General features: G+C 63.6%; 10 protein-coding genes and 2 pseudogenes. All 12 read left to right on the top strand.

Annotated features, from left to right (window positions below; translation table 11 throughout):
* Positions 1 to 378: 378 nt before the first annotated feature.
* The gene (locus MKAN_RS32750) at positions 379 to 1,095 is read left to right on the top strand and encodes a DUF5631 domain-containing protein (protein WP_099184445.1); all 717 of its coding nucleotides are present in this window, start codon (positions 379 to 381) and stop codon (positions 1,093 to 1,095) included.
* Positions 1,096 to 1,322: 227 nt separating this feature from the next.
* The gene (locus MKAN_RS13980; RefSeq protein ID WP_023368956.1) at positions 1,323 to 2,354 is read left to right on the top strand and encodes a hypothetical protein; all 1,032 of its coding nucleotides are present in this window, start codon (positions 1,323 to 1,325) and stop codon (positions 2,352 to 2,354) included.
* A 210-nt stretch (positions 2,355 to 2,564) separates the two neighbouring features.
* Positions 2,565 to 2,786, top strand: coding sequence for a hypothetical protein (locus MKAN_RS29690; RefSeq protein WP_080674079.1), 222 nt, complete (start codon positions 2,565 to 2,567; stop codon positions 2,784 to 2,786).
* A 938-nt stretch (positions 2,787 to 3,724) separates the two neighbouring features.
* On the top strand, positions 3,725 to 3,907 hold the full coding sequence (locus MKAN_RS13975) for a hypothetical protein (RefSeq protein WP_023368955.1): 183 nt from the start codon (positions 3,725 to 3,727) through the stop codon (positions 3,905 to 3,907).
* A 171-nt stretch (positions 3,908 to 4,078) separates the two neighbouring features.
* Positions 4,079 to 4,951: a transglycosylase SLT domain-containing protein gene (locus MKAN_RS13970; RefSeq protein WP_036395091.1), complete on the top strand. Its 873-nt coding sequence runs from the start codon at positions 4,079 to 4,081 to the stop codon at positions 4,949 to 4,951.
* A gap of 3 nt (positions 4,952 to 4,954) precedes the next feature.
* Positions 4,955 to 6,434, top strand: a pseudogene (gene eccB / locus MKAN_RS13965) (type VII secretion protein EccB).
* Positions 6,435 to 6,438: 4 nt separating this feature from the next.
* The gene (locus MKAN_RS13960; protein WP_023368951.1) at positions 6,439 to 10,656 is read left to right on the top strand and encodes a type VII secretion protein EccC; all 4,218 of its coding nucleotides are present in this window, start codon (positions 6,439 to 6,441) and stop codon (positions 10,654 to 10,656) included.
* 108 nt (positions 10,657 to 10,764) lie between these two features.
* Positions 10,765 to 11,157 carry an LppA family lipoprotein gene (locus tag MKAN_RS32995; RefSeq protein ID WP_080674078.1) on the top strand — a complete coding sequence of 131 codons (393 nt, stop codon included), beginning with the start codon at positions 10,765 to 10,767 and terminating at the stop codon, positions 11,155 to 11,157.
* Between the two features lie 417 nt (positions 11,158 to 11,574).
* Positions 11,575 to 11,805 (top strand): annotated as a pseudogene (locus MKAN_RS13950) (PE domain-containing protein); the annotation flags it as partial.
* 78 nt (positions 11,806 to 11,883) lie between these two features.
* A complete protein-coding gene (locus MKAN_RS13945) occupies positions 11,884 to 13,107 on the top strand; it encodes a PPE family protein (protein WP_023368948.1) in 1,224 nt (407 codons plus the stop codon).
* Between the two features lie 89 nt (positions 13,108 to 13,196).
* On the top strand, positions 13,197 to 13,523 hold the full coding sequence (locus tag MKAN_RS13940) for a WXG100 family type VII secretion target (RefSeq protein ID WP_036395097.1): 327 nt from the start codon (positions 13,197 to 13,199) through the stop codon (positions 13,521 to 13,523).
* Positions 13,524 to 13,582: 59 nt separating this feature from the next.
* A complete protein-coding gene (locus tag MKAN_RS13935; protein ID WP_023368946.1) occupies positions 13,583 to 13,870 on the top strand; it encodes a WXG100 family type VII secretion target in 288 nt (95 codons plus the stop codon).
* Positions 13,871 to 13,903: the final 33 nt, after the last annotated feature.

Here is a 13,903-nt window from a genome sequence, read left to right as displayed (position 1 = left end):
GCGGTCGGTATCGAATCGGCCGCAATACACCCTGCTGTCGACGCCGCCGCAACCCCCGCCGGCCCTCCCGTGATGTCAACCGGCGATAGCGGCACAGCGTCGGTGACACCGGCGGTAGTAACCGGCGCGCCGATACCCGCTGCACCCGCGGTAAGCGGTCCGGCTGTGGCGGCCGGACCACTGCCGGCATACGGCGCAGACCTACGGCCTCCGGTCGTAGCGCCCCCGGCCGTGCCCTCGATTCCGGCGGGACCGGTCTCCGGTGCGGCGGTAGCACCGTCTGTGTCGTCGTCTCCGTCTGCGGGTGGCCCCCTAGTTTCTCCGGTGGAGCGCTCAGCGGCGTCGATAGCGAGTGGGCAGACTGCAAACTCGTCGGCCATGACGGGTGCGTCGGCAGTGTCGGCCGCTACCGGCGCGACGGTTGGCGTGGTGACTACTCGGGCCGTCGAGCAGCAGCGGCTGCAGCGAATCGTGGATGCGGTGGCTCGTCAGGAATCGCGACTGTCGTGGGCGGCTGGGCTGCGTGACGACGGCTCAACCACATTGCTGGTCACTGATCTGGCCGGCGGGTGGATTCCACCCCACGTCCGATTGACCGCCAACGTCACACTTCTCGAGCCGACGGCCCGACGCCGAGATGCCAGCGTGGTCGATTTGTTGGGAGCCGTGGTGACCGCGGCGGCTCACGAGCCCAATGCCTACGTTGCAGAGCCTGGCCCCGACGCGCCAGCGTTGACCGGTGATCGGGCAGCTCGCTCGGCTGCACCAAAAGTCGATGAACTCGGCCCGACGTTGGTCGAAGCTGTGCGCCGCCGCGACGGCCTACCGCGCATAGCGCAGGCCATCGCGGCGCCTGCGGTACGGAGAACCGGCGTCCTTGAAAACGAGACGAAGATGCTGCGGGATCGCATCGCCGCGATTCAAGAGTCGGTGCTCGACGCATATCCCAATCAGGACCTATCCGCTGTTGGCGATTGGATGCTCATGGCAGCAATCGATGCGCTGATCGACGGCCATGAGTATCTCGCGAACTATCACATGGCCTGGTACGCGGTGATTTGTCGCCGCGGGGGTTCAAGCGGGTTTGCGGCGTGAACGGTCGTCGATACGCTGTACCGCCAACCCTGCCGGAAGGAGCCAGAAACGGCTGTCCGAGGGGTCAAGGCGCACGGGACTACTGATCGTGGACAGCTCGCCGGCCCTGACATGAATACCGGCCAGGCCGTGCTGTGACAAAATGATGATGCTGCGTACAGCGACACGCGATCGAGCCGCCAAGAAGCGGGCCGCAGGTCTACACAGGTGAAGGTTTGGGGTGAAGCATGACCGGAGATCAGAATCCGTTCCCGTTCCCCTTCCCAGGTCCCGGAGTTCCGGCGATTCCGCCCAGCCCCAGCGGAGTTCCGATCAAGGTCACACCGGAAATCCTCCAGCAGGTACTTTATGGACCGCTATCGCCGCCGGTAGAGCCGAATATCGTTCCGCCACCCGGACCCGCACCCGCCGACCAGGGTCAATCAGCACTCGCCGCCGCCGGCAATCTCGGAGTCCTCGGCGACGCGGCGTCTAGCGCCCAGGACGACCTGGATCGCCGGGCGCACGCTGCCGATGCCGGGCGTAAGTTCCAGACGAATGAATCCGATGCGGCCCAGCAGTTCCAAGGCGTCGGTTCCCAGGCGGGGGCCCAGGGCGCCACCCAGATGATTCAACAGGTCGTGTCGGGCATTACGGGCGCGGTCGGAGGGGCGGTCGGCGGCATCTTGGGACCGCTCACCCAACTTCCACAGCAGGCAATGCAAGCCGGTCAGGGTGCCATGCAGCCGCTAATGAGTGCGCTTCAGCAATCGCACGGTGCCCAAGGATTGGATGCAGCTGACGGGGCCCGGCTTGTGGACAGCGTCGGCGAAGAACCAGGCCTTGACGGCGGAGCCGGCGGCGGTGCCGGCGGTCTGGGCTCCGGCGGCGGTGGTGGTGGCGGTACGACTCCTACCGGGTATCTGGGTCCGCCACCTGTTCCAACATCGTCACCGCCGACGACTCCCGCAGGGGCACCATCCAAAGCGGTGACGGGAACGCCGACCGGCGGTACGTCGCCTGGGTCGACGTCGATGGCTGGCACCGGGATGCCGATGGTGCCGCCTGGCGCGCTCGGCCACGCCGGCGAAGGTGGAAGTAAGGACAAGCCGATTGAGAAGCGAGTAACTGCTCCGGGCGTGCCCAATGGTCAGCCGGTCAAGGGTCGTTTGACGGCACCGCCCAGCGTTCCCGTGAAAACTGGCGACGGCAAACCGACGGTTACCAAATCGACCCGCCGGATCGTGGTATTGCCGACTGACGAGGAAGCCAAGAAATAGCTTTCGAGCTGAGCCGAAACGGCACGGGCGCTGGTTCACGACCAGTGGTTGGCAGGTGTACCCCAGGTCAAAGCACTTCTCTCGGAACACGTTGGGCAAAACATACGACCTCTGCGCCCGCCACCGACATCACCTGCCTGGTATCCGTGTCGCTTCCCGCGATAAGCTACGGCACACTGCGCTGGGTTGCAGCGCGATGAAAGGTCAGCAATGAGCAGAGAAATTGCCGGAAAAGTATTCTATACGCCCGAAGAAGCCGAGCAAGCAGGCCTTGTCTCGCCCACCCCGGAGGAGATTGCGAGGGCACAAACACTTTTCGACGATTTTCAGAAAAAGGTGGACTCCGTACCGCCGAATCGCGCGAGGGAAGTCTCACCAAAATTTTGGGATGATACTTCAGGCACGGAATATGAACGGCCAGGCAAGAGCTAACTGGTAGGAACCGATAGTCGAACCGCGGCCTTCGCGCTGCCGGTGGATGACCACGGTTGGTAGCTAGCTAGTTAGCACAAGACGATCCGGAATCGCCGGCTGGGGGTGGTTATTTGCCACACCACATCAGGCGGATACGAATGCGGACCCCGAACAGCAACGACAACCCGCAGCTTGCAGCGGCACCTAGTTGGCCTTTAGTTGGCCTCCGAGATCACCCGGACATCAGCGACCACCACCACGTGAGGCAGATGGTTGCTGCGGCCTTGAACTCGCTGATCACCGCGCCCACGTCAACGCCAAGGAAGCCGTGATGAAAGAGGTGTGCGCGGATGGCGGCGGATGTCCTCCCACCCGGTAAGTGGACAGCGGCCCTGATTGGGTCGTGGTGGTCAACACCCTCGACTGAATTGCACGCCGGCGCCCAGCATTGGGGCGCATCGATGACTCAAAGACGAGAGCTCGCCCAGAGTCTGCGGAACCAGCGGAACGTCCTGTCACAGAACCAGGGCAAAACCGCCGAGAATCCGATTGCACGGTATTCTGAGGGCGAGCAATCCAGACTTGATATCGCGGAAAACATAGAGGTCAAATCGAAAGTCTTCAGCTCACGTGTTGATGCGATGGATTACCCCGGCGGTGCCCAACGGCGAGCCGGTCAAGGGCCGCTTGTCGGCCCCGCGCAGTGGTCCGGTGAAATCTGGCGTTCGCAAACCGCCCGTGGTTACTAAGTCGACCCGCCGGATCGTGGTCTTGCCGACTGACTGACGAAGCGAAAGAATAACCCGCGGCTTAGGCGCGGTGTGGTTTGGTGATGTCGTTCAAAATTCAGCCGGATGAAATTGTATTGCACGAGAGTTCAATTAATCGCGCAGCCGCCCGCTAACTGCGGTCAGGGTGAGTAGTCGGGTCGTCACACGGGAAGTAATGTCACGGTCGTGCGGTATTACCCAACGGCATCGTCGATCGAATGGCGCAGACTGCTGCTTTGCAGCTACCCTGCTCTCAACAAGCGGGCCGGTGTCCCGTTCGATGTGGTCGGGACGAAAGGCTGTTCGGCAGCGGGTGTCAACACCTATTCCACGGCGTGGGCGTTCGCTGACCAGAAGTTGCGGGAGTAGTGGCTCAAATGTTGGTGTCCGATGCGGCATGCGAGGTGGTGACGGGCGAACTGGCCGATCACCCGTCGGCGAATTTGAGGGCTAAGTTCCCAGAAATGGGAAGCGGTCTCAGTGAGGGGGCGCCGGCTCCCCTAGGAGGGCAGTCGGCTCAAGTCGGACGCTGGAGAATCGTTGACTGATCCCGTGACCACGCGGGCAATTGCGTCGCTATCCCGCGGCCATCGCCTCTTCGCGCGCCCCGCCACGCCGGCCGACATCGGCAGCGTCCCAACGCACGTCCAGGCGTACGCCGACGCGATAGCGCAGGCGAGGGTAGCCCAACCCACCGTTGCGGCAATCCGGTCCGATAGCTCGGTACAAGTGCTGCGCCGGCTGGCCGACACCGATGCGGAGCTGGCGCAGATCGCCGCATCAGCCCAGGCCGATCACGCGCACGCCAGCGTCGTGACGCGCGCGGTCCTGGACGCCGCTAAGGCCGATGCCTTGCCGTCCGTTGACACTCCGCTGGGCCGGCGCGAGGCGATGGCCCGAATGGTGGCGCGGCTACGAGCCCAGCATCGATACATCGCGCGGTCCAAGGCGCGGGCTAGGCTACATGCACTGCGGCTGCGGCGGCTCCACTACGTGCGGACCGCAAGAAGAAGGCATTACGAAGCCACACCCACCGGACGCCGAGCGGTATTGGCTGCAATTCAAGAAGCTTTGGACATCAAGGGTATTCACGATCCCGTCGTACGCGCCAGGTGGGCCCGTGGTATGGATCTGGTGGCGCGGCGCGAGTCCAACTACGATCCGAAAGCCGAAAACCACTGGGATTCCAACGCCGCACGGGGCACGCCCAGCAAGGGTGCTTGGCAGTTCATCGCTCCGACGTTCGCGCGCTATCACCAACCTGGCACATCGACCGACATCCACGACCTGGTAGCCCAGGCGTGCGCGTTCATCAACTATGCGCGCGGCCACTACGGCGTGGCCGCCGATGCGTCGAATTTGGCCGATCGGATCCAGCAGGCCGATCCTCGCCGAACACCCAAGGGGTACTGAGAAATGCCGTTGAGTTTGTCCAACCGCGACCAGAATTCCGGTCACCTGTTCTACAACCGGCGGTTGCGCGCAGCGACGACCCGCTTCTCGGTGCGGATGAAACACGACGATCGCAAACAAACTGCCGCGGTTGCGTTGTCGGTGGTGTTGGTCGCTATCGCAGCAGGATGGATGATGCTGCTCAATGTGCTGAAACCCACTGGCATCGTGGGAGATTCACCGATCATCGGTGACCGCGATTCCGGCGCCATCTATGCGCGCATCGACGGTCGGCTATATCCAGCGTTGAATTTCACGTCCGCGCGTCTGGCAACCGGGACGGCCGGGCAGCCGACATGGGTCAAACCGGCTGAGATTGCCAAGTATCCGACCGGTCCGCTGATCGGCATTCCGGGTGCGCCCCCGGCGATGCCGGTAAACCTGGGCGCCATCTCGGCGTGGGCGGTGTGCGACACCGCCGGTCGGCGGCGACAAACCGGTGGTCACCTCGATCGCGGGCATGCTCACTGGCGGTGGCCGGGCGACTCCGCTCCGCGATGACGCCGGGCTGCTGGTCACCTTCCAGGGCAGCACCTATGTGATCTGGGGAGGCAAGCGCTCACAGATCGACCCCGCCAATAGGGCGGTTACCTTGAGCCTGGGACTCGACCCAGCGGTGACGATGCCGGTGGAGATCTCGCGCGCGCTGTTCGACGGGTTACCGGCGACCGAGCCGCTGCGGGTGCCGCAGGTGGCCGAGGCAGGATCCCCGTCGAAGTGGGTGCAGGGATCCCAGGTCGGTGCGGTGCTGCAAGCCCAAACCGCCGGCGGAGGAAGCCAGTTCTACGTACTGCTGCCGGACGGCGTGCAAAAGATCAATAGTTTCGTGGCCGATCTGCTGCGCAGCGCCAACTCCTATGGATCGACGGCGCCGCGACTGGTGACTCCCGACGTACTCGTCAACACACCTCAGGTGACCTCGTTGCCGGTGGAGTACTACCCAACCGGACGGCTGAATTTCGTTGACACCGCAGCGAATCCGACCACCTGTGTTTCTTGGGAGAAGGCGTCGACGGATCCGCAGGCCCGCATCGTCGTCTACAACGGCCGGGGCTTGCCGGTTCCCTCGTCGATGGACAACCGAATCGTGCGATTGGTGCGTGACGACCGTAACCCGGCGTCGGTGGTCGCCAACCAGGTTCTGGTGTTGCCGGGTGCGGCGAACTTCGTGACCTCGACCAGCGCTGTGGTCACCGCCGATTCGCGTGAATCGCTGTTCTGGGTATCAGCTAACGGCGTGCGATTCGGAATCGCCAACGACGAATCGACGCTGCGCGCGTTGGGTCTGGACCCGTCCCACGCCGTGCAGGCGCCGTGGCCGCTGCTGCGGACCTTCGCAGCGGGACCGGCATTGTCACGCGAGGCTGCGCTCTTGGCTCGCGACACGGTGCCGACACTGGGCCAGGTGGCTGTGATGACGACGACGGCGAAAGCGGGCGGCTAGCAGGATGTCGAAGAAAGCATTTCCCATCAACCGTGCCAAGATCGAGCCGCCGAAACCGGTTCGCGTGGCGCCCAATGCGCCGATAGCACTACCGGAACGCGAACCGCGCAATATCTGGGTGATGATCGGCGTGCCGGCGCTGATCGTGGCGCTGATCGGCACCATCGTCATGCTGTACGTGTCGGGTGTGCGCAGTCTGTCAACCGGGTTCTTTCCGCTGATGGGCATCGGCGCGTTCAGCATGCTGGCGTTTTCCGGTCGATTCGGCCGGGCGCGCAAGATCACCTGGGGCGAAATGGAAAAGGGTCGCCGCCGCTATCTTCGCGACCTCGACGTCATCCGTGACGAGATCCAGGACGCCGTCTGCGCGCAACGCTCGTGGCAGCATGCGGTGCATTCCGATCCGCGAGGTTTAGGCGCCATTATCGGCGGACCCCGAATGTGGGAACGCGGCCGCGGCGACGTCGACTTCCTGGAGGTGCGGCTGGGCACCGGCGTGCAGCATGCACCCGATTCCGTGTTGTCGGTGACCTGGCCTGACATCTCCTCCGAGGAGGAACTCGAACCCGTTACCGGGCAGGCGTTGCGAGATTTCATCTTGGAACAGCGCAAGATTCGCGATATCGCCAAGGTGGTGAATCTACGATCGGCACCGGGCTTCAGTTTCGTCAGTGAAGACTTGGATCGGGTGCGGTCGCTGATGCGCTCGATGCTCTGCTCGCTGGCGGTGTTTCACAACCCGCGCGACGTCAAGCTGATGGTGGTGACGCGTAACCCCGAAGTCTGGTCATGGATGGTGTGGCTGCCCCACAACCTGCATGACGAGCTGTTCGATGCGTGTGGATGGCGGCGGTTGATCTTCGCCACCCCCGAAGAGCTGGAGGCGACGCTAGGCGCCGAGCTGCACATGAAGGGAAAGCGCGGCGCGTGGGCGCCGCCGACGGCAGCTAGCCCAACGGCAATGGGCTCCGCGCTGGAAACCGGCCAAGGCGCAGATGCGGTGGATTTGGGACCGCACTTGGTGATTGTTGACGACAACACCGGCAGCCCCGATGCATGGGAGAGTGTCGTCGGGCAGGTCGGCAAGGCCGGTATTACGGTGCTGCGTATCGCGTCGCGGGTGGGAACCGGCGTTGGATTCGGTGACGACCAGGTTTTCGATATGGCTGAACGAGATGGCGCGACAAGCGGTTCCGTCGCCCTCAGACCCGGCACAAATGGCGCTGATGGCTCCGAATTCGAGGACGATGACGCCCGCCCCACGCCGCTGCTGCGGGCGCGCGGCAAGTTCTTTGCCCACGCCGACCAGCTGTCCATCCATCGCGCCTACCGATACGCGCGCGCGATGGCGCGGTGGTCGCCGACAAGCCGCAGCGAGATCGCCGACTCGACCAGCGGCGCCGCCGAGCTACTGCGGGCACTCGGAATCAGCGATCCGCGCGAACTGGATGTTGACCGGCTGTGGGCCGAGCGCCGCGGCCGCGGCGACGAACGGTGGTCGGAGATCCCGGTCGGCGCCAAACCGAACGGCGAGCTGCAGAACATTATCATCCGCGCAAAAGACTTCGGCGGCTTCGGGTTTCATTCAGTGGTCATCGGAACCAGCGGGTCGGGCAAGTCCGAGTTCTTCTTGTCGTTGGTCTACGGGATCGCGCTGACACACTCGCCGGAGACGTTCAACGTCATCTTCGTCGACATGAAGTTTGAATCTGCGGCCCAAGACATTCTGGGCATTCCGCATGTAGTTGCCGCTCTGTCAAACCTCGGTAAGGACGAGCGCCATCTGGCGGAACGTATGCGCAGGGTCATCGACGGCGAGATCAAACAGCGCTATGAGTTGTTCACGTCGGTAGGTGCGCGCGATGCCAACGACTACGAAGAGATCCGCCTCGCCGGCCGCGATCTGCCGCCGGTACCGGTCTTGCTGGTCATCGTCGACGAATATCTGGAGTTGTTCGCCAACCACGAGAAGTGGATCCAGCTGATCATCCATATCGGTCAGGAGGGCCGCGGCGCGAACGTCTTCTTCATGTTGGGCGGACAGCGGCTGGATCTGTCGTCGTTGCAGAAAGTGAAGTCCAACATCGCATTTCGGATCGCGCTGCGAGCCGAATCCGGCGATGACAGTCGGGAAGTGATCGGTTCGGACGCGGCTTACCACCTGCCGTCCAAGGAGAACGGTTTTGCGCTGCTGAAGGTGGGGCCACGCGACCTCGAGCCGTTCCGCTGCTTCTACCTGTCCGCGCCGTTCGTCGTGCCGAAGAAAAAAGAAGTGGCAAAAACCATCGACATGACGTTGACCAAGCCCCGACTGTACAACTGGCAGTACCAGCCGCTGGACCCCTCCGACGCCGAGGCGTTGGAGGCCGCGGCCGCCGCCGATGCGGAACCCGACGAATTCCTCTACCACGACGACGGATTCAAGAAGAAGAAGATTGTCGACGTGTTGCGGGAATCGCTACGGGCCGTACCGCACCGATCGCCGCGACGGCCGTGGTTGGAGCCACTGGAAGACGCCGAACCGGTTGATGTCCTGGTGGCTGGATATCGCGGCAAGCCATGGCATGTCGACTACGGGGACAACCCGGGGCTGATGTTTCCGGTCGGCGTCATGGACATCCCCGAAGAATCCAAACAGGTCGTGTATGCGATCGACGCCTTGCGCAGCAACATCATCGTGGTCGGCGCCAAGCAGCGCGGCAAGACGACCACCTTGATGACGCTAATGGCTTCGGCCGCAACGATGTACAACCCGTCCCGGGTGACGTTCTTTTGCATCGGCGGGGCCACCATGGCTCAGGTCGCTTCGCTACCGCACGTTACCGACATCGTCTCGCCCAAGGACGCTGAAGGCATCGAGCGCATCTTGAGCACCATGGACGCATTGATCGATTCGCGCGAAGAGGCGTTTCGGCGGGCCAGAATTGATCTCGACGGATTCCGCGAGCGCCGCTTCGGCCCGGGCAGTGACGGGATCGGAGGCACCGACCCCAACGACACGTTCGGCGATGTCTTCGTGGTGCTCGACGACTACGACGATTTGTACTCCCGCGACAACACCATCGGTGATCGCATCATCTCGCTGAGCAGCCGCGGTCCGGAATATGGTGTGCACCTGATGGTCAGCGCGGGTGGCTGGATTCATGGCCAGCGACAAAGTCTGCTGCAGAACGTCACTGCGCGAATCCAGTTGCGGCTGGCCGACCCCAGCGAGAGCCAGATGGGGCATTCGTCGATCGAATCGCGCGAGGCCGCACGGCGGACACTCAACCGCCCCGGTTTCGGTTTGACGGAGAGTTTGCACGAGCTACGCGTCGGTGTTCCGGCGCTGGCTGATCCCGCCACCGGCGAGCTGGTCAACATCACCGAAGTCGGGGAACGAATCGCCGAAGTCGCCGGCGTGACGAAGCACGCAAGCCTGCAGCGGCTGCCACAGCGGGTCGAACTGAAGGCGATCCTCGAGTACGAGGCCGCGCACCCGAGCGGCGACGACCTCACGATTGCATTTGCGATCGGTGAGCGGCACCAGCTCGGACCGGTGCCGCTCAAGCTGCGGGAGAGCCCCGGGTTGATGATCCTGGGCCGCCAGGGCTGCGGCAAGACCACCGCACTGGTGGCCATCGGTGAGGCGGTGATGAGCCGGTTCAGCCCGGAAGAAGCCCAGCTGACGCTGATCGACCCCAAGACCGCCCCGCATGGGCTTCGCGACTTGCATGGCCCCGGCTACGTGCGGGCATACGCCTATGACCAAGACGAGATCGACGAGGTCATCACCGTGCTGGCCCAACAGGTCTTACTGCCCCGATTGCCTCCCAAGGGCTTGAGCCAGGAAGAGTTGCGCGCGCTCAAGCCGTGGGAGGGGTGTCGGCATTTCGTGCTCATCGACGACCTCCAGGACCTGCGCAAGGAACAGACTTACCCGCAGAAGCCGCCCGTGGGTGCGGCGCTGTGGAAGCTGATGGAGCGCGCCCGCCAGATCGGGTTGCACGTGTTCACCACGCGTAACAGCGCGAACTGGGCGACTATGCCGATGGACCCGTGGATGAGATTCCAAACGTCAGCGAAAGTGGCGCAGCTGTATATGGATAACGATCCGCAGAACAGAATCAACCGAATGGTTCGTGCGCAAGCGTTACCGCCCGGACGCGCTCTGTTGGTGGACACCGATGACGCGGTCGAAGGAGTGTTGGTAGGGATCCCGTCGACGCTTGCCACACGGTAAGAGTCCCCAGGATGGAAGGCAGCGTTTCAGAGTCGCGGACGGCGCGATGCGGCTCCGGTTCGTAAGCATTCCGCTGCTGATCGCCGAGGCCGGCGGCGACCCTGGCCGATTAACAACAGTCTCCAAGTTGGCCGTCCGGCGCAGATTTCGTCTCTGGGGCAAGCATTTCACGACGCGGGCCGTTGCACCGTCGAGGTGGACGGCAAGCGAAATTTTCTGCCGGATGCAGTTGCCGTCCGGGTGTCGGTCTCCGACGTCTGGACCATGATTGTGGAGCCCGGCAGGGTAGCCGCTGCCAAAATCGGCGCCACCAACGTCCAGGTCATGCGGGACCAGCCCGGCGACCATCATGTGTGGTTTTCCGGTCCGACCGGGACATTCATCAAGGTCGGCTATCGGGGCAACCTCGTAGTCTACGGCTACACCGGCTGCAGACTACCCGCGAGACACGAAGTAGTCGTTTTGGCAGAACGGCGAGATAATTTGTGCGCCAGAAGCTAATTCGCAGTCTCGAGATCGCCGCGGACAACAGCTGGCTGCGTATGCCGCATCGATCGGTGTCCACGCTTCGATCGCCGCCGCTTCCGTGCATTGCACTCATCTGCGCCGTGGTGACCACCGTAATGCCTGTCGTCCTGGTGGCGGCCCGCGATGGCAGGGTGCGGTGGGTATGGGTAGGGCCGCCATGTTCTATCGCGGCGCATTTCGTCGGAGCATTGATCGCGAATTGGGCTCACTCGGCCGGCATCGCTCAGACCGGCCCACGGTTGCCGCAGCGGCACGTATACAGCACTTGCCCGCCGAGCTTGAAAGCCGCAGGTCATACCCCCAGTCAACTTGTGAATACATCATCCGCCGACTCGCACTAGACTGATCAACCAACACGTCTCGTCGCGAGACCACATTCGGAGGGTAAACATGGTTTGGTCTGTGCAACCAGAGGCAGTTCTGGCATCGGCAGCTGCCGAGTCGGCGATCAGCGCCGAAACCGAAGCTACGGCCTCCGCGGCAGCACCGGCCCTACTCGGGACGACCCCGATGGGCGACGATCCGGACTCCGCGATGTTCTCGGCGGCACTGAACGCCTGTGGTGCCAGCTATCTGGGTGTGGTCGCCGAGCATGCCGCCCAGCGCGGATTGTTCGCGGGAGCCCAAGGCCTCGCGGCGGGGGTGTCGGACTCCACCGAGATGCTACGCGCAGCGGCATCGGCGCTGGGTTAAATCCGCATGCCCGATCCAGGATGGGCTGCGCGTACACCTGAGGCCAACGACCTGCTGCTCAAGGCAGGAACCGGAATCTCCACGCATGTGGCCAACCAAACGGCTTGGACCACTGTAGGTGCCAGCCACCACGCCTCAGGTATTGCGTCGGCGATCAACACCGCGGCGACCGCGGCGAGCTGGCTTGGCCTCGGCTCGGCTGCCTCGGCGCTCAACGTGACCATGCTCAATGCTTCCCTGCACGGCCTAGCCGGCTGGGTTGACGTCAAACCGGCGGTGGTCTCGGCGGCGATAGCGGCGTTCGAGATGGCCAACAGTGCCATGCGCCCGGCTCCGGAGTGCATGGAGAACCGTGACGAGTGGACGGTCGACAACCACATCAATCCGCTTGTCTGGGGGGCGCTGACACCCCGAATCATCTCGCTTGATGTCGAGTATTTCGGGGTGATGTGGCCAAACAACTCGGCCGTGGGCGCAACCTACGGCGGGATCCTGGCGGGGTTGGCGGAAAGCCTGGCTATTCCGCCGCCGGTCGCGACCATGGGTGCGTCACCGGCGGCACCGGCCCAGGCGGCTTCGGCTGTCGGGCAGGCTGCTGCGGAAGCCGCGGCTGGGGACGGCATGCGGTCGGCCTATCAAGGGGTGCAGGCGGGGACATCCACCGCCGGCCAGTCAACGTCGGCCGGCGAGAACTTTGGCAACCAAATCGGCACGTTCATGCAACCGGTCCAGTCGATGATGCAAGCGGTTCCTCAAGCTTTGCAGGCTCCGTCCGGGCTGATGCAAGCGCCGATGAGCGCCCTGCAGCCCTTGCAGTCGATGATGGGCATGTTCGCCAGTCCCGGCGCTCTCGGGATGAGCGGCGCGGCGCCCGGGGCTTCGGCGGCCTCGGCCGCAGCGGGGGCCGCGGCGACCGAGGCGTCGCTTGGCGCCGGGGGCGGGAGCGCCTCTCTGGGCGGCGCTGGCATGTCCGCTACCAGCTTCACTCGTCCGGTCAGTGCGTTTGAATCGGGAAGCAGTGGTCGTCCGGTGGGACTGCGGCCAAGCGGGGCGCTGGGCGCTGAAGCCCTACGTTCGCCGACGACAACGACGATGAGCGGCGCGCCCATGGGCGGCATGCCGGTGGGTCATGCTGCCGCAGGCCACCGCGGATCGCACGGCAAGTCCGAGCAGCCGGCGACCGTGCGGGTAGTCGACGACCGCGATGTCACGAACTGGCGCAGAGGGTGAATCGACAGCTCTAAGTAGCAGCCATACACTTCGCTTCATGCCCGATAGACAAGGGCGAAACGGCTCACCGTAGTTAGGAGAAAATCCCCATGCCAGACGGCACTATTCAAGTAACACCGCAGATGCTGCGCAGTACCGCTCATGACATTCAGGCCAACATGGAGCACGCGATGGCCATAGCTCAGGGCTACCTGGCCAACCAGGAGAACGTCATGAACCCGGCGACCTGGTCTGGTGCTGGTGTGGTTGCTTCCCACGCGACCGCTACCGAGGTCGCCAACGAGTTGAACAAGGTCCTGACGGGCGGCACCCGGCTGGCCGAAGGCCTGACACAGGCCGCGGCCCTGATGGAATCGCACGAAGCGGACTCACAGCACGCGTTCCAAGCCCTCTTCGGCGGCGGCCACGGGTCCTGACCTACCGATACGTCTCCATATACCTCTAGTCCATAAACCGCTTCGGAAGGAAATCCATCATGGGAGACCAAATCACCTATAACCCGGCAGCCGTATCCGATTTCGCTACAGACGTGGGATCGCGGGCCGGGCAGCTGCACGAAATTCACGAAGACACCTCCAACAAGACGAATGCGCTGCAGGAATTCTTCGCGGGCCACGGTGCGCAAGGGTTTTTCGATGCGCAAGCACAGATGCTTTCGGGGCTTCAGGGTCTCATCGAGACGGTGGGTCAGCACGGAACCACGACCAGCCACGTGCTGGACAATGCGCTAACAACCGACTCGGCGATCTCGAATTTGTTCTAGTTCCACCACTTGCGCCAGCGGCACCAGCTGTGT

Source organism: Mycobacterium kansasii ATCC 12478 (assembly GCF_000157895.3).
GTDB lineage: Bacteria > Actinomycetota > Actinomycetes > Mycobacteriales > Mycobacteriaceae > Mycobacterium > Mycobacterium kansasii.
Note: the sequence above shows the minus strand (reverse complement) of the source record. Positions and strands in the feature narration are given on the sequence as shown.

What these genes read in the sequence shown, in the direction of transcription:
- MKAN_RS13960 (WP_023368951.1), top strand. Translation starts at nt 6,439, where the DNA reads ATGTCGAAGAAAGCATTTCCCATCAACCGTGCCAAGATCGAGCCGCCG.
- MKAN_RS13945 (WP_023368948.1), top strand. Translation starts at nt 11,884, where the DNA reads ATGCCCGATCCAGGATGGGCTGCGCGTACACCTGAGGCCAACGACCTG.
- MKAN_RS13935 (WP_023368946.1), top strand. Translation starts at nt 13,583, where the DNA reads ATGGGAGACCAAATCACCTATAACCCGGCAGCCGTATCCGATTTCGCT.
- MKAN_RS13940 (WP_036395097.1), top strand. Translation starts at nt 13,197, where the DNA reads ATGCCAGACGGCACTATTCAAGTAACACCGCAGATGCTGCGCAGTACC.
- MKAN_RS29690 (WP_080674079.1), top strand. Translation starts at nt 2,565, where the DNA reads ATGAGCAGAGAAATTGCCGGAAAAGTATTCTATACGCCCGAAGAAGCC.
- MKAN_RS13980 (WP_023368956.1), top strand. Translation starts at nt 1,323, where the DNA reads ATGACCGGAGATCAGAATCCGTTCCCGTTCCCCTTCCCAGGTCCCGGA.
- MKAN_RS32750 (WP_099184445.1), top strand. Translation starts at nt 379, where the DNA reads ATGACGGGTGCGTCGGCAGTGTCGGCCGCTACCGGCGCGACGGTTGGC.